The following is a 15,144-nucleotide window of genomic DNA, read 5'->3' as shown; positions in this document are numbered from 1 at the left end:
ATTGGCTGCGGAGGTGGCCGGGATGGGCAGACGAGGCGTACGCGAGGAGATCGTCGAAGCGGCTCTGGAGCAGTTCCACGTCCAGGGCTACAACGCGGCCGGCGTGAAGGTGATCACCGACGCCGCGGGCGTGCCGAAGGGGTCGTTCTACAACCACTTCGACAGCAAGGAGGCGCTCGCCGTCGTGGCGCTCCAGCGGTACGGCGCGGAGCACCCCGTGCGGGAGCTGGCCGGGGGGCACGGCGAGCCGCTGACCCGGCTACGGGCGCACTTCGAGTCGATCCGCGATGACGTCGTGCGGCATGAGTTCACGCGCGGGTGCCTGCTCGGCAACCTCGGAGCGGAGGTCGCCGATCACAGCGAGGTCATCCGCGAGGCCGTGCGTCAGGGCCTCGCGCAGTGGACGGAGGCCATCGCCGTCGTCCTCGCCGAGGCCCGCGACGCCGGTGCCCTGAGGACCGGTGTCGATCCACGGGCCACGGCCGGCTTCATCGTCAACGCCTGGGAGGGCTCCCTCATCAGGGCCCGCGCGGACCGTTCGGCCGACGCCTTCGAGTCCTTCTTCGCCCTGGTCTTCGGCGCGCTTCTGCCGGCCGGTGACACCGCGTCGGCCCGTCAGTAGTAGCAGATGAACGCGGTGGTGGTCCCGCGTAGGTGACCATGCCGGTGGCCTGCTCGACGGCGATCACGGTCGAAGGCCTCGTGTGCCCGAGGCAGCCCATGAGGGCGAACTCCTGGCCTCTCGGGTCAGAGCCGGCGATCTCGCCGCCGGCGCTCGCCTGCAACGGCTTGCCGGCCGCGTACGGCCCGGTTCCGTCGGGGGAGATCGTGTAGAACCGGACGACGGTGTTCGGCCAGAGGGAGCCGGCCCGCGCGAACATGTGGCCGCCGCCGTTGTACGGGCTCTGGGTGGTCGTCGTCCAGATGGTGCCCTGGGGAACCGTCGCGGGTGCGAGCAGCCGGTACGGCGAGTAATAGTTGTCCGAGTACGCCTGGTCACGGCTCGCCGGGGGGACACAGACCAGGTCGTTGGGCCGGACCAGGCGCCATACGTAACCGGATTTACAGGTGTCCGGACCCCAGGCCCCGCCGCCCGGCTCCCGCCGGGACGCGGCCCACGCGTTCTCCTCCGCCGACCGGTCACGGACCTCCGGGGATACGCACACCTGGTCGCCGGGCACGGCTTCCCGCCAGACGAAGCCGGTCTTGCAGGTGTACGCCCCGTACGGGGCGGCGACGGCCGCCGACGCCTCGACGGCCACCCCGGCCGCGGCCACCGCCACCGCCGAGAGCGCCAGGCTCAGTACCCGGCGCACCCGCACGCCGCGGCCGGTACCTCCGCGGGGCGTGGTCTCTTCACTGTCCACTGTCCGGCTCCTTTCGCCGATCCTCGGCGGCCGTTCACGGGAAGGACCGGGTCGGACCGGCACTCTTCCTCTGCCGGTCCACCCGCCCGGGACCGGCACATTGTTAGATCGATCGGCTCCGTGTCGGTTCGGCGGTTTACGGGCCATGGCCGAATGCGGTGAACCGGCGAACATCCGCACCGATCCGGCCGTCTCACGGGCTACCGCGACATGCGACGCGCGTTGCCCGGCGTCGTGATGCGGCCGTCCTCGGCGCCTCGTACCTCGGTGGGGTCAGCGTTCGACGAGGGTGAGGGTGAAGGAGTAGCGGCCGGCGCGGTAGACGTGACTGCCGTACTCGGCCGGGCGGCCCTTGTCGTCGTACGCGATCCGGGTCATGGTCAGCAGCGGGACGCCCCGGCGTTCGGCCAGCAGCCGGGCCTCGGCGGCGGTGGCGCCCCGGGCCCCGATCGTCTGGTGGGCGATGCGCAGGTTGACGCCCGCCGCGCGCAGCATCTCGTACAGGCCATGTGCGGCCAGGCCGTCGGCGGTCAGGGCGACGAGACCGGCCGGGAGGTAGTTGGTGAGCAGAGCCAGGGGCTCCTCGCCGGTCAGCCGCAGCCGCCGCAGCCGCACCACCTCCGTGCCGGGCGCCACGTCGAGCTCCCGGGCCACCGCTTCGTCGGCGGGCAGCGTACCGAGCTCCAGCACGCGGGTGGCGGGGCTGCGGCCGGCGGCGAGGAGGTCGTCGTACAGGCTGGTCAGCTCGACCGAGCGGCGCACCTGCGCCTGGACGACCTGGGTGCCGACGCCGCGCTTGCGGACGAGGAGACCCTTGTCGACGAGGTGCTGGATCGCCTGCCGGATCGTCGGCCGGGACAGGCCGTAGCGGTCGGCGAGCTGGATCTCGTTCGCCAGGCGGCTTCCCGAGGGCAGCCGGCCGTCGTGGATGGCCGCTTCGAGCTGCTGCGCCACCTGGAAGTAGAGCGGGACGGGGCTGGTGCGGTCCACCCGGACCGCCGGGCGGTGCACGGCCGCTCGGTCCATGCCGTACCTCCGGAATCGCCTCCGAAGTCTGGTCCCCCTCCACGCTAATAGTTCCTGATGTCAGGACAAACCCTTGACAGCCGGTCAATCCCTGCCGAGGCTGGGATCGCCGGTGAACGAACCGCGCACCGGCGAAACGCCGGCGTGCCGGAGGTGGATCCGCTCCGTGAGTCCGCACGATCTGATCACCATGGGCCGGGTCAGCGTGGACGTCTACCCCCTGCAGGTGGGCGTCCGTCTGGAGGACGTCGAGACGTTCGGCAAGTACCTCGGCGGCAGTCCCACCAACGTGGCGGTCGCGGCGGCGCGGCACGGCCACCGCACCGCGGTGATCACCCGGACCGGCGCGGACCCGTTCGGCCGGTACGTCCACACCGCGCTGCGGGAGTACGGCGTGGACGACCGGTTCGTCACGGCCGTCCCCGGGCTGCCCACGCCGCTGGCGTTCTGTGAGATCTTCCCGCCGGACGACTTCCCGCTGTACTTCTACCGGTATCCCAAGGCCCCTGACCTGCAGATCCAGGCCGACGAGCTGGACCTGCCGCCGATTCGCGCGGCCCGGATGTTCTGGGCCACCGTCACGGGCCTGTGCGAGGAGCCGAGCCGTACGGCGACGCTCGCCGCGCTGGCCGCCCGCTCCCGGCGGCGGGACACCGTGCTCGACCTGGACTACCGGCCGATGTTCTGGCCGTCGCCGGAGGAGGCGGGCGGCCGAATCGGCGAGGCGCTGGAGCACGTGACCGTCGCGGTCGGGAACGCCGAGGAGTGCGCGGTCGCCGTGGGGGAGCGGGAGCCGTACGCGGCCGCCGAGGCGCTGCTGGCCCGGGGCGTACGGCTGGCGATCGTCAAGCGCGGGCCGAAGGGCGTGCTGGCGGCGACCCGTTCCGCGTCGGGGCGGATGAGCGTGGTCGAGGTGCCGCCGGTCGAGGTGGAGGTCGTCAACGGGCTGGGCGCCGGCGACGCGTTCGGCGGGGCGCTGTGCCACGGCCTGCTCGCGGGCTGGGACGTCGAGCGGACCGTACGCTTCGCGAACGTCGCGGGCGCGATCGTCGCCTCCCGCCTCGCCTGCTCGCCCGCGATGCCGACCACCGCCGAGGTCGACGGGCTCATGGAGGGCGGCGAGTGATCACCGAAGCGTTCACCGAACGGCTCGCGGCGCTGACCGAGATCCGGGCCGCGCGGCCGGAGTCGGTCGCCGAGGCGGCGGCGCGGCGCGTACGGCGCGGTTCGCCGCTCGGCCCGAACGGCCGCCTCATGATCGTGGCCGCCGACCACCCGGCGCGCGGGTCCCTCGGCGCGGGCGACCGGCCGCTGGCCATGGCCGACCGATGGGACCTGCTCGAACGCCTCTGCCTCGCGCTCAGCCGTCCCGGCGTCGACGGCGTGCTCGGCACTCCGGACGTCATCGAGGACCTCCTGCTGCTGGGCGTGCTCGACGAGAAGGTCGTGCTCGGCTCGATGAACCGCGGCGGCCTGGCCGGGTCGGCGTTCGAGATCGACGACCGGTTCACCGCGTACGACGCGCGCGCCATCGCCGAGCAGGGCCTCGACGGCGGCAAGATGCTGCTGCGTATCGACGAGGCCGACCCCGCGACCGTAAGCACGCTGGAGTCCTGCGCGCGGGCCGTCTCGGAGCTGGCCGCCGGCCGGCTGATGGCGATGGTCGAGCCGTTCGTGTCGCACCGGGTCGACGGCCGGGTGCGCAACGTCCTGACGCCCGAGGCCGTGACCCGGGCGATCGCGATCGCGTCGGGGCTCGGGACGACGTCGGCGTACACCTGGCTCAAGGTCCCGGTCGTCGACGACATGGAGCGCGTGATGGCCGCCTCGACGCTGCCCGCGCTCCTGCTCGGCGGCGAGGTGCCCGACGACCCCGACGCCGCGCTGGCCGGCTGGGCCCGCGCCCTGCGGCTGCCGACCGTGAAGGGCCTGATCGTCGGCCGCAGCCTGCTGTACCCGCCGGACGACGACGTCGCCGGCGCCGTCGACGCGGCCGTGGAGGTTCTCGGATGAAGCACTACCTGCCCGCGGGCGGCACCGGCGCCCGGCCGTACACCCTGGAGGTCACCCCGGAGGCCGCCGGCTGGACGTACTCCGCGCTGCGGGTCCTCGAACTCGACGGCGCGCACACCTTCGACACCGGCCCCTTCGAGACCCTCGTGCTGCCGCTGTCCGGGTCGTGCCGCGTCTCCTGCGACGGCGAGACGTTCGAGCTGCGGGGGCGGCGGAACGTCTTCTCCCGGGTCACCGACTTCGCCTACGTGCCGCGCGACGCCGCGGTGACGGTGACCGGGCGCGGCCGGTTCGCGCTGCCCGCCGCCCGGTGCGAGAACCGCCTCACCGCGCGGTACGGCCCGGCCGAGGACGTGCCGGTCGAGCTGCGCGGGGCGGGTCGGGCATCGCGGCAGGTGAACAACTTCTGCACGCCGGAGGCGTTCGAGGCCGACAAGCTGATCGCCTGCGAGGTGATCACGCCCGGCGGCAACTGGTCGTCCTACCCGCCGCACAAGCACGACGAGGACCGCCCCGGCGAGAGCGTGCTGGAGGAGATCTACTACTTCGAGGTGGGCGGCGGGTCGGAGGCGATGGCGTACCAGCGGGTGTACGGGACCGCCGACCGGCCGATCGACGTGCTCGCAGAGGTGCGGACCGGCGACACGGTGCTGATCCCGCACGGCTGGCACGGCCCGTCGATGGCGGTGCCCGGCTACGACCTGTACTACCTCAACGTGATGGCCGGTCCCTCGCCGGAGCGCGCGTGGCGGATCTGCGACGACCCCGCCCACGCCTGGGTGCGCGACACGTGGCAGGGCCAGGAGACCGACCCCCGGCTTCCCCTCACCTCGACGACTGAGAGGGAGACATGAGGCTCACCGTAGGACAGGCGATCGTCCGGTTCCTGGCCGCCCAGTGGTCGGAGCGGGACGGCGTGCAGCGGCGGTTCTTCGCGGGCTGTTTCGGGATCTTCGGGCACGGCAACGTCGCGGGCCTCGGGCAGGCCCTGCTGGAGGCGCACCGTACGGGCGAGGCCGAGCTGCCGTACCACATGGCCCGCAACGAGCAGGCGATGGTGCACGCCGCCGTCGGCTACGCCCGCATGCGCGACCGGCTCGCCACGTTCGCGTGCACGTCCTCGATCGGACCGGGCGCGACCAACATGGTGACGGGCGCGGCCCTGGCCACCGTCAACCGGATCCCGGTGCTGCTGCTGCCCGGCGACGTCTTCGCCACCCGCGTCGCGGACCCGGTGCTGCAGCAGCTCGAGGACCCCCGATCCGCCGACGTGTCGGTCAACGACGCGTTCCGGCCGGTGTCGCGATACTGGGACCGGATCGACCGCCCGGAGCAGCTCCCGGCCGCGCTGCTCGCCGCGACGCGGGTGCTCACCGACCCGGCCGAGACCGGCGCGGTCACGCTCGCGCTGCCGCAGGACGTGCAGGCCGAGGCGTACGACTGGCCGGAGGAGCTGTTCGCCCGGCGGGTGTGGCACGTGCCCCGGCCGGTTCCCGAGCCCGCGCAACTCGAGCGGGCGGTCGCGCTGCTGCGCGGGGCCGACCGGCCGCTGGTCGTGGCGGGCGGTGGCGTGACCTACTCCGACGCCGCCGGTGATCTGCTCGCGTTCGCCGACGCCACCGGGATCCCGGTCGCCGAGACGCAGGCGGGCAAGGGCTCGCTGCCGTGGGACCACCCCTGCGCGGTCGGCGGCGTCGGCGCCACGGGCACGCCGGCCGCGAACGCCCTCGCCCGCGAGGCCGACGTCGTCCTGGGCGTCGGCACCCGCTACAGCGACTTCACCACCGCGTCCCGTACCGTCTTCGCCCACCCGGACGTACGGTTCGTCAACCTGAACGTCGCGTCGTTCGACGCCGCGAAGCACTCCGCCGTCTCCCTGGTCGCCGACGCGCGGGCCGGGCTGCGGGCGCTCACGGACGCCCTTGCGGGCCACCGCGTCGACGCCGCGTACGCCGACCGGGCGCGGCGGCTCGCCGAGGACTGGCGGCAGGTCGTCGACCGGGCCTACCACCTCGGGCACGGGCCGCTGCCGGCGCAGACCGAGATCCTCGGCGCGGTGAACGAGGCCGCCCGCCCCCGCGACGTCGTGGTGAACGCCGCCGGCAGCATGCCCGGCGACCTGCACCGGCTCTGGCGGGCCCGGGACCCGCGCCAGTACCACGTCGAGTACGGCTACTCCTGCATGGGTTACGAGATCGCCGGCGGGCTGGGGATCAAGATGGCCGACCCCGACCGGGAGGTGTTCGTCCTCGTCGGAGACGGGTCGTACCTGATGATGGCCCAGGAGATCGTCACGGCGGTCGCCGAGCGGATCAAGCTCACGATCGTGCTCGTCCAGAACCACGGCTTCGCCTCCATCGGCGCGCTGTCGGAGTCGCTGGGGTCCCAGCGGTTCGGCACGAGTTACCGCTACCGGAACCCGGAGACCGGCCTGTTCGACGGCGAGCTCCTGCCCGTCGACCTCGCGGCGAACGCCGCGAGCCTCGGCGCGGACGTGCTGCGCGCGACGACCGCGGCGGAGTTCCGCTCCGCGCTCGAACGCGCGCGGGACGCGGAGGTCACGACCGTCGTCCACGTCGAGACCGACCCGCTGGCGCCCGCGCCCTCCTCGGACGCCTGGTGGGACGTTCCGGTGGCCGAGGTCTCCGCGCTCGACAGCACCCGCAAGGCCCGGGCCGAGTACGAGGCCGCCAAGGCCGCGCAACGCCCCCACCTCGGCCCGACACAGTGAGGACGGAGAGACGCGATGTTCGAAACAGGTAGACGGGCCGGCATCCTCCTGGCCGGCCTCGCCCTCGCCCTGACCGCGTGCAGCAGCCACGGCGGCAAGAAGGCACAGGAGTCGGCGAACGACACCGGCGCCGGGAAGGCGAACACCCCCCGGATGAAGATCGCCATGGTCACGCACCAGCCGCCCGGCGACACGTTCTGGGACATCGTCCGCAAGGGCGCCGAGGCCGCCGCCGCCAAGGACAACGTGCAGCTCGTCTACTCCAACGACCCGGACGGCGACAAGCAGGCCACGCTCGTGCAGAACGCCATCGACAGCAAGGTCGACGGCATCGCGGTGACCCTCTCGCACCCCGACGCGATGGCCGGCACCGTCAAGAAGGCCTCCGGCGGCGGGATCCCGGTCGTCGTGCTGAACGCCGGCATGGACGACTGGCAGAAGGTCGGCGCGCTGGAGTTCTTCGGCTCCGACGAGAGCCTCGCGGGGGAGAGCGCGGGCAAGCGGCTGAGCACCGAGGGGGCCAAGCACGTCCTGTGCGTCCTGCACGAGCAGGGCTCGGTCTCGCTCGAGGCACGCTGCGGCGGCCTGGCCAAGACGTTCTCCGGCAAGACCGACAAGGTCTACGTCCAGGGGACGAACATGCCGTCCGTGCGGTCGACCATCGCCGCCAAGCTCAAGCAGGACAAGAGCATCGACCGGGTCGTCGCGCTGGGCGCGCCGTTCGCCCTCACGGCGCTGCAGTCGGTCAAGGACGCGGGCAGCCCGGCCAAGGTCGCGGCGTTCGACATGAACCCGGCCATGGTCAAGGCCGTCCAGGACGGCACCGTCGAGTGGGCCGTCGACCAGCAGCCGTACCTGCAGGGCTACCTCGCGGTCGACTCGCTGTGGCTCTACAAGACCAACGGCAACGTCCTCGGCGGCGGCCAGGCGACGCCGACCGGCCCGTACTTCGTCGACAAGAACAACGTCGCCGCGGTCGCCCAGTACGCCTCGCGCGGCACCCGCTAGCGATGGCGACCGAGCCTGGGAGGTTCCGATGAGTCAGGCAGTGGACGCCGCCGCCCCGCCGTCCGCGCCGGACGAGCGGCTCACCCGGCGGTCGCCGCTCGCCCGGCTGCTGGCGCGGCCCGAGGCCGGCTCGCTGGCCGGCGCGGTCGTCATCTACGTGTTCTTCTTCGCCGTGGCCCCGCCGTTCCGCGGGCTCGACGCGCTGGCGACGATCCTGTACGCCAGCTCGACGATCGGCATCCCGGCGGTCGCGGTGGCGCTGCTGATGATCGGCGGCGAGTTCGACCTGTCGGCGGGCGTGGCCGTGACGAGCTCGGCGCTGGTCGCCTCGATGCTGAGCTTCCAGCTGACGCTGAACCTGTGGGCCGGGATCGCGGTGGGGCTGCTGCTGGCGCTGGGCGTCGGCGCGCTGAACGGCTACCTCGTCATGAAGACCGGGATCCCGAGCTTCCTCGTGACGCTGGCGACGTTCCTCATGCTGCAGGGCCTGAACCTGGCCATCACCAAGGTGATCACCGGCAACGTCGCCAGCCCGGACATCTCGGATATGGACGGCTTCGGGGCGGCGCAGAAGGTCTTCGCCGCCGAGTGGCGGATCGGCGGCCTGTCCTTGCGGATCAGCGTGGTGTGGTGGCTGCTGTTCACCGCGCTCGCCACCTGGGTGCTGCTGCGGACGCGCGTCGGCAACTGGATCTTCGCGGTCGGGGGAGCGGAGTCCAGCGCGCGGGCGGTCGGCGTCCCGGTCCGGCGCGTGAAGATCGGCCTGTTCATGGCCGTCGGGTTCCTGGCCTGGTTCACCGGCATGAACCTGCTGTTCTCGTTCACCACCGTGCAGTCCGGCGAGGGCGTCGGCAACGAGTTCCTGTACATCATCGCGGCGGTCATCGGCGGGTGCCTGCTCACCGGCGGGTACGGCTCGGCCATCGGCACCGCCACCGGCGCGTTCATCTTCGGGATGACCACCCAGGGCATCGTGTACGCGGGCTGGAACGCCGACTGGTTCAAGTTCTTCCTCGGCGCGATGCTGCTCGGCGCCACCCTCCTCAACCTCTGGGTCCGCCGGCGAACGGAGGCATCACGATGAGTGAAACGGCCACGCGGACGCCGCTGGTGCGGCTCACCGACTGCGAGAAGCGGTACGGCACGATCATCGCGTTGACCGGCGTGTCGCTGGAGGTCGACGCGGGCGAGGTGACCTGCGTGCTGGGCGACAACGGCGCCGGCAAGTCCACCCTCATCAAGATCATCTCTGGGATGCACCAGGCCGACGCCGGCACCTACGAGGTCGAGGGCGAGCCCGTACGCCTCGCGTCCCCGCGCGAGGCCCTCGAACGCGGCATCGCGACCGTGTACCAGGACCTCGCCGTTGTCCCGCTGATGCCGGTCTGGCGCAACTTCTTCCTCGGCTCGGAGGTCCGCAAGGGCGCCGGACCGCTCAGCCGGCTCGACATCCGGTTCATGCGCGACACCACGCGCACCGAGCTGCACAACATGGGCATCGACCTGCGCGACGTCGACCAGCCGATCGGCACCCTGTCGGGCGGCGAACGCCAGTGCGTCGCCATCGCCCGCGCCGTCTATTTCGGCGCGAAGGTGCTCATCCTCGACGAGCCCACCGCCGCGCTCGGCGTCAAGCAGGCCGGCGTCGTGCTCCGCTACATCATGCGGGCCAAGGCGCGGGGGCTCGGCGTCGTGTTCATCACCCACAACCCGCACCACGCGTACCCGGTCGGCGACCGGTTCCTGCTGCTGAACCGGGGGCGCCCGCTCGGCACGTACGCCAAGGACGAGATCACCCGCGAACGCCTGACGACCCTGATGGCCGGCGGCGAGGAACTCGAACAGCTCAGCCACGAGCTCGAAGGAGCGGCCGACGCCGACCTCGGCCGCGTCGCCGAGGAGCTCGAGCAGGAGGTCGCCGAGCTGTCGGGCCGGGCCGCGCCGCCCGAGCCGCCGGGCTCCTGAACCGGAGGAACATTGCGGGAACGGGTACTGGGCGTCGGGGTCATCGGCGCCGGGTGGATGGGGCACGTGCACGCCCGCGCGTACGCCCGGCTGCCGCACCACTATCCGGACCTGGGGATCCGGGCGCGCCTGGTCGCCGTGGCCGACACCGTCCCGGCCCAGGCCGAGGACTTCGCCGCCCGGTACGCCCCGGACCGCGTGCACGCGGACTGGGCGGCCCTGCTGAAGGACCCCGAGATCGAGGCGGTCAGTGTCACCGCGCCGAACGCGTACCACCGGGACATCGCGGTGGCGGCGGCCCAGGCGGGCAAGCACCTGTGGATCGAGAAACCGGTCGGCCTGACCGTCGAGGACGCCCGCGCGGCGGCCGAGGCCGTGGCCCGGGCGGGCGTCCAGGCGACCGTCGGGTTCAACTACCGGAACCTGCCCGCCGTCGCCCGCGCCCGGCGCCTGATCGCCGACGGCGCCATCGGAACGCCGACCCACGCTCGCGTCACCTTCCTCACCGACTACGCCGCGCACCCCGCCGGCGCGCTCACCTGGCGGTTCCTGCGGGCGCAGGGTGGCTCGGGCGCGCTCGGGGACCTCGGCTCCCACGGCGTCGACCTCGTACGGTTCCTCCTCGGCGACGTCGAACGGCTCGTCGCCGACACCGCCGTCTTCCTGCCCCGGCGCCCCCTCGCGGCGCCCGGCGGCAGCCACTACGCGGTCGTGGACACCCCCGACCAGCCGACCGGCGCGGTGGAGAACGAGGACTACGTCTGCGCCCTGCTGCGGACGAGCGGTGGGGTCCGGGTCACCTTCGAGGCGGGGCGCACCGAGGTGGGGGCGCAGAACACCTACGGCTTCGTCGTGCAGGGGAGCGAGGGGCTGGTCGGCTGGGACTTCCGGCGCGCCGGCGAACTGACGGTCGCGGCGGGCGGGGACTATCAGAACCAGCCCGCGGCGACCGTGTCCGCGGGCCCCGGGGACGGCGAGTACGCGCGGTTCCAGCCCGGGGCGGGCATCGTGATGAGCTACGACGACACCAAGGTCATCGAGGCCGCCGCGTTCCTGCGGAGCATCGACGAGGCAGTTCCGCACGGGCCGACCCTGGAGGACGCCGTACGGAGCGCCGAGGTCCTGGACGCGATGGCGCGGTCCGCGGCGGCGTCCGCCTGGATCGAGCCGTGATCGCCCATCCGCGGGCGCGTGATGCGCGAAGCGGTCGCCGTCTGCGCTAGAGTTGTTCCGCTCGCTCGCGGCGGGCACCGGGACGTGGCCTAGCTTGGTAAGGCGTCTGACTGGGGGTCAGAAGATCGTGGGTTCAAATCCCGCCGTCCCGACCAGGTGATGTCGCGAGACATCGGAATGGCCCCGAATCACTTTGATTCGGGGCCATTCGCTGTCATGCCGGGTTCACTCGCCGGCCGACGAGGCCGATCGGCCACCGACTTCCAGTGAAGGCCGACCGGGTCGGCGCTTACCGCGTCACCACCGGTCGATGCCCATCGTGTTCGCGGCGGAGTGGATCGCGTTGTAGTGCGGAATCGACATGTCGGCCCGCTTGTCCTTCGCGGGAAGGCCCGCGTCGGTCTGCCGGAATTCGTCGCGCGCCGCGGCCAGGAGGCTGGTTCCGTACCCGACGGGAACCTCGTCCTTCCCATGGATGATGTGCGACTTGGCCGCCGTCTGGCTTCCGGCGTTGGCCAGGATGCTCCGCGCCTGGTTGTACGCGGCCGGCTTGATCGTCTTCGGGTTCGCCGCGACCGTGTGCGTACCGGCCGCCACGTGGGCGTTCTCGGTCCCGACGGCGGCGGATGCGGAGGCGGATGCGACGGCGGCGACTGTGACCGCTGCCGCCACGGTGAGCCCGGTCCGGACGAGGAGCTTCATATGGTCCCTCTCTTGCTCGATACGGTGTTGCAAGCGGAGGTCTGCCCACGCTGAGGCACTCGATGAACACGAAAAGTCACCTGCTTGGCACGCGGCTACTGAACCCTCACCTCGGATCCGTGCGACCAGCCACCCGCTTCCCGACCCCGGTGGCATTGCCGGCACACGTAACCCGCTGAAGGTGATGGCGGATGGCAGCGGATGCCGCCGTCGTGAGGGAGCCGGCTCTGGCGGGTCGTCCGCAGGCGCTTGGGACGAGGGCATTTGGACACCGTCACAACACTTCTCGTTGTTTTCTGTGGCTTCTCCCGGATCGGCGTCCATGTCCCCCGCCGCATCATGGTGCCCAGGGCGCCGGCTCCGCGCCCGTGTCTCTGACCACTCGTGAAAGGAAGCCGGCGCCGGCGACGTCCGGGGACGGTCAACCGGCTCCCCGCCTGCTCAAGGACTGTGTGCTGACCGCCCTCAACATGACGATCACCGGCAGCTACAGCAACTCCACCGGCCAGGTCACGTTCTCGCATGCCCCGCTCAGCCTCACCAGCCCCGTGTGCGGTGCAGTGCCCTCCTCGTACCTGGACGCCGTCTACTGGACCAGCCCGCACCTCACGATCACCTGAGGCCGCGCCTCTCCTTCAGTCGCTGCGCAGGCGGGCGAGCCGGGTGCGGATTCCCGCGAAGTGCGCGACCATTGCCGCCTCGACGGCGTCCCGGTCCTGGGCGACCACGGCGGTGTAGATGTCGCGGTGCTTGCGGGCGACGTAGGCCGGGGTCTCGTCGGGGGCGCCCAGCTCGTCGCTGAGCTGGTGGAAGACCTGCCAGAAGGCGCCGAGGAGCCGGCCGACCAGCGGATTGCCCAACGGCCGGTAGAGCAGCTCGTGGAAGAGCCGGTCGGTCTCCGGTGAGACCGCGCCGACGAGCGCCTCGGCGTCCATCTGGTCGAGCACCTCGCGGGCGGGGGTCAGCAGGTCCACGAGGTTCGCACCGCCGTGCCGGTCGATCAGGCGCGCGGCCAGGCCGTTCTCCAGGACCTCGCGGATCTCGATCAGGTGGGCGAGGTGGCTCTGCTCGTCCTGCGGCCCGATGCGGCTGTGAAAGGCCAGCTCGTCGACCAGGCCGTTGAGCGACATTTGCCCGACGAACATGCCGAAGCCGTGGCGGATGTCGACGATGCCGACGGCCTGAAGGGCCTTCAGGGCCTCCCGGACGGAGTTGCGGCCGATGTCCAGCTCCTGCATCAGCTCGGACTCGGTCGGCATCGGGTCGCCGGCGGTCAACCCGCGTCGGACGATCAGCTCTTTGACCGCCTCCTGCACCTCGAACGCCCGGCTCAGCCGGCGGCCTCGAGCAGGAGTCGGCCCTCCGGGCCCGGCGAGGGGGCGGCCGTCGTGCAATGTCACGGACATCTCCTGGTCATCTGCTCTTGACGGGAAACGTAACCGACTTCTAGTCTCCGACGCTATCAGAGATGGGACGTGGGACGTCCCACCTTTGGCCTCCGAAATTCCGTGCCTACCTGACGAGCCCACCACCGGGAGACACCGTGAGCGCTCCTCGATCCGCCTTCAACCGCCGCGACTTCCTGCGCTACAGCGGGATAATGAGCGCTGCGGCCGCCCTCTCCACCACGGTCTCCGCGTGCGGTGGCCCCGCCTCGACCGGCTCGTCCGGCTCCGGTGGCAACAAGGACCTCGCCACCGTGGTCATCGGCTACGGCAACGACCAGACCTGGGACCCGACCATGACCGCGTCGGCGTTCGCCATGGCCGGCAACAACCACATCTACGAGGGGCTGGTCGACACCGACCCGATCACCCGCGCGCCGTACCCGGCGCTGGCCACGGCACTGCCCGCGGACACCTCGGCGACCTCGTGGAAGTTCACGCTGCGGCAGGGCGCCAAGTGGCACGACGGGCAGCCGGTCACCGTGGACGACGTGCTGTTCACGTTCGACCGCGTGCAGGACCCCTCCACCCTGGTGTCCTCCTTCTTCACCACGTGGCTGAAGGAGGTCCGCAAGGTCGACGAGACCACGGTCGAGCTCGTCTTCAAGTTCCCCTTCCCGGACGCGCTGCAGCGGCTGACCATCGCCAAGATCATGCCGAAGCACGTCTTCGGTCAGCCGGGCGCCTGGGACGCCGCCAAGAACGGCAAGGCGATCGGCTCGGGCCCGTACAAGATGACCGCGCACAACCCGAAGTCCAACACCATGTTCGAGGCGTTCGCCGACTACAACGGCCCCCGCAAGCCGGCGATCAAGAAGATGAACTGGCTGTCGATCGTGGACGCCTCGGCCCGGGTCGCGAAGATCTCCGGTGGCAGCGCGGAGGCGCAGATCGCCGACAACGTGCCGTACGCCAACATCGACCAGCTCCGCAAGCAGGGGCTGACCGTCGAGGGCGGCAAGGGCATGAACCACATGTTCCTGATGTTCAACACCGGCCAGAAGCCGTTCGACGACGTGCGGGTGCGCCAGGCGCTGCTCTACGCCATCGACACGAAGAAGATGATCGACGTGGCGCTCAAGGGCCACGGCACGCCGGCCAGCAGCTTCCTCAACAAGGAGAACCCGGCGTACGCCCCGGCCAAGACGGTCTACGACTACAACCCGGACAAGGCCAAGTCGCTGCTGTCCGCCGCGGGCGTGAAGAACCTGTCGGTCAACCTGATGGCGGTCAACGTGAGCTGGATCGCCGACTGCCTGCCGACGATCGCCAACTCCTGGAACGCCATCGGCGTCAAGACCTCGCTCGAGCCGCAGGACACCAGCGCGCTGTTCACGAAGATGGACCAGTCGCAGAACTACCAGGTCGTCGCGGCCGCCTCGAACCCCAACCAGTTCGGCCTCGACGCCGACCTGATCCTGCGTTACAACTACACGTCCGGCGGCACCTGGATGAAGTACACCAAGTGGGACAAGAGCTCGGACGCCAAGGCGCTGTTCGCGCTCATGGACCGCGCGACCCGGGAGTCGGACTCCGCCAAGAAGCTCGAGCTGCTGCACCAGTACCTCGACGTCATCGCCGAGCAGGCCGTGCTCTATCCGGTCCTGCACACCGAGCTGATGACCGCGTGGAACCCCAAGAAGCTCACCGGCGTCCGCCCGCAGGCGTACCCCGGCGTCAACCTGCTGCAGGCCAAGCGCCTCTGACCGCCCGC

General features: G+C 71.4%; 15 protein-coding genes and 1 tRNA gene. 12 read left to right on the top strand and 4 right to left on the bottom strand.

Going from position 1 to position 15,144, the window contains the following annotated elements; translation table 11 throughout:
* Window positions 1-22: 22 nt before the first annotated feature.
* Complete coding sequence (locus tag ABD978_RS33240) at window positions 23-622, top strand: TetR/AcrR family transcriptional regulator (RefSeq protein ID WP_345363597.1); 600 nt, start codon at window positions 23-25, stop codon at window positions 620-622.
* On the opposite strand, the gene ABD978_RS33235 is transcribed toward ABD978_RS33240, so the two are convergent.
* Window positions 519-1,367 (bottom strand): hypothetical protein, encoded by an 849-nt coding sequence (locus ABD978_RS33235; protein WP_345363595.1) that lies wholly within the window; start codon window positions 1,365-1,367, stop codon window positions 519-521. The two genes, ABD978_RS33240 and ABD978_RS33235, sit on opposite strands and share 104 nt — an antisense overlap.
* Window positions 1,368-1,640: 273 nt before the next feature.
* Complete coding sequence (locus ABD978_RS33230) at window positions 1,641-2,393, bottom strand: GntR family transcriptional regulator (RefSeq protein WP_345363593.1); 753 nt, start codon at window positions 2,391-2,393, stop codon at window positions 1,641-1,643.
* Between the two features lie 166 nt (window positions 2,394-2,559).
* On the opposite strand from ABD978_RS33230, the gene iolC reads away from it, so the two are divergent.
* From iolC to ABD978_RS33185, 9 genes are all read left to right on the top strand, one after another.
* Window positions 2,560-3,519, top strand: a complete 960-nt coding sequence (gene iolC / locus ABD978_RS33225; RefSeq protein ID WP_345363591.1) for a 5-dehydro-2-deoxygluconokinase — start codon at window positions 2,560-2,562, stop codon at window positions 3,517-3,519.
* A complete protein-coding gene (locus tag ABD978_RS33220; protein ID WP_345363589.1) occupies window positions 3,516-4,406 on the top strand; it encodes a Cgl0159 family (beta/alpha)8-fold protein in 891 nt (296 codons plus the stop codon). Before iolC ends, ABD978_RS33220 begins: the two co-directional genes overlap by 4 nt.
* On the top strand, window positions 4,403-5,260 hold the full coding sequence (iolB, locus tag ABD978_RS33215) for a 5-deoxy-glucuronate isomerase (RefSeq protein ID WP_345363587.1): 858 nt from the start codon (window positions 4,403-4,405) through the stop codon (window positions 5,258-5,260). Before ABD978_RS33220 ends, iolB begins: the two co-directional genes overlap by 4 nt.
* Window positions 5,257-7,137, top strand: a complete 1,881-nt coding sequence (iolD, locus tag ABD978_RS33210; protein ID WP_345363585.1) for a 3D-(3,5/4)-trihydroxycyclohexane-1,2-dione acylhydrolase (decyclizing) — start codon at window positions 5,257-5,259, stop codon at window positions 7,135-7,137. Before iolB ends, iolD begins: the two co-directional genes overlap by 4 nt.
* Before the next feature lie 15 nt (window positions 7,138-7,152).
* Window positions 7,153-8,145, top strand: a complete 993-nt coding sequence (locus tag ABD978_RS33205; RefSeq protein ID WP_345363583.1) for a sugar ABC transporter substrate-binding protein — start codon at window positions 7,153-7,155, stop codon at window positions 8,143-8,145.
* Window positions 8,146-8,173: 28 nt separating this feature from the next.
* Window positions 8,174-9,229, top strand: coding sequence for an ABC transporter permease (locus tag ABD978_RS33200; RefSeq protein WP_345363581.1), 1,056 nt, complete (start codon window positions 8,174-8,176; stop codon window positions 9,227-9,229).
* On the top strand, window positions 9,226-10,110 hold the full coding sequence (locus tag ABD978_RS33195) for an ATP-binding cassette domain-containing protein (RefSeq protein ID WP_345363579.1): 885 nt from the start codon (window positions 9,226-9,228) through the stop codon (window positions 10,108-10,110). The genes ABD978_RS33200 and ABD978_RS33195 overlap by 4 nt, the downstream gene beginning before the upstream one ends.
* Window positions 10,111-10,122: 12 nt before the next feature.
* A complete protein-coding gene (locus ABD978_RS33190) occupies window positions 10,123-11,283 on the top strand; it encodes a Gfo/Idh/MocA family protein (RefSeq protein ID WP_345363577.1) in 1,161 nt (386 codons plus the stop codon).
* A 78-nt stretch (window positions 11,284-11,361) separates the two neighbouring features.
* Window positions 11,362-11,438: transfer RNA gene (locus ABD978_RS33185), tRNA-Pro, on the top strand.
* A 142-nt stretch (window positions 11,439-11,580) separates the two neighbouring features.
* Here the strand turns inward: ABD978_RS33185 and ABD978_RS33180 are convergent.
* Window positions 11,581-11,985 carry a hypothetical protein gene (locus ABD978_RS33180; RefSeq protein WP_345363575.1) on the bottom strand — a complete coding sequence of 135 codons (405 nt, stop codon included), beginning with the start codon at window positions 11,983-11,985 and terminating at the stop codon, window positions 11,581-11,583.
* A 452-nt stretch (window positions 11,986-12,437) separates the two neighbouring features.
* On the opposite strand from ABD978_RS33180, the gene ABD978_RS33175 reads away from it, so the two are divergent.
* Entirely contained in the window at window positions 12,438-12,605 is a 168-nt protein-coding gene (locus tag ABD978_RS33175; RefSeq protein WP_345363573.1) for a hypothetical protein, read from the top strand.
* A gap of 15 nt (window positions 12,606-12,620) precedes the next feature.
* Here ABD978_RS33175 and ABD978_RS33170 read toward each other — a convergent pair whose 3' ends face one another.
* Window positions 12,621-13,385 (bottom strand): FadR/GntR family transcriptional regulator, encoded by a 765-nt coding sequence (locus ABD978_RS33170; protein ID WP_345363571.1) that lies wholly within the window; start codon window positions 13,383-13,385, stop codon window positions 12,621-12,623.
* 143 nt (window positions 13,386-13,528) lie between these two features.
* Between ABD978_RS33170 and ABD978_RS33165 the strand changes: the two genes are divergently transcribed.
* Window positions 13,529-15,136 (top strand): ABC transporter substrate-binding protein, encoded by a 1,608-nt coding sequence (locus ABD978_RS33165; protein ID WP_345363569.1) that lies wholly within the window; start codon window positions 13,529-13,531, stop codon window positions 15,134-15,136.
* Window positions 15,137-15,144 lie beyond the last annotated feature (8 nt).

The organism is Actinoallomurus liliacearum (assembly GCF_039542035.1).
Lineage (GTDB): Bacteria > Actinomycetota > Actinomycetes > Streptosporangiales > Streptosporangiaceae > Actinoallomurus > Actinoallomurus liliacearum.
Note: the sequence above shows the minus strand (reverse complement) of the source record. Positions and strands in the feature narration are given on the sequence as shown.

Coding starts and splice junctions, on each gene's coding strand:
- iolD (WP_345363585.1), top strand. CDS start 5,257: ATGAGGCTCACCGTAGGACAGGCGATCGTCCGGTTCCTGGCCGCCCAG.
- ABD978_RS33200 (WP_345363581.1), top strand. CDS start 8,174: ATGAGTCAGGCAGTGGACGCCGCCGCCCCGCCGTCCGCGCCGGACGAG.
- ABD978_RS33240 (WP_345363597.1), top strand. CDS start 23: ATGGGCAGACGAGGCGTACGCGAGGAGATCGTCGAAGCGGCTCTGGAG.
- ABD978_RS33205 (WP_345363583.1), top strand. CDS start 7,153: ATGTTCGAAACAGGTAGACGGGCCGGCATCCTCCTGGCCGGCCTCGCC.
- ABD978_RS33195 (WP_345363579.1), top strand. CDS start 9,226: ATGAGTGAAACGGCCACGCGGACGCCGCTGGTGCGGCTCACCGACTGC.
- ABD978_RS33230 (WP_345363593.1), bottom strand. CDS start 2,393: ATGGACCGAGCGGCCGTGCACCGCCCGGCGGTCCGGGTGGACCGCACC.
- iolB (WP_345363587.1), top strand. CDS start 4,403: ATGAAGCACTACCTGCCCGCGGGCGGCACCGGCGCCCGGCCGTACACC.
- ABD978_RS33180 (WP_345363575.1), bottom strand. CDS start 11,985: ATGAAGCTCCTCGTCCGGACCGGGCTCACCGTGGCGGCAGCGGTCACA.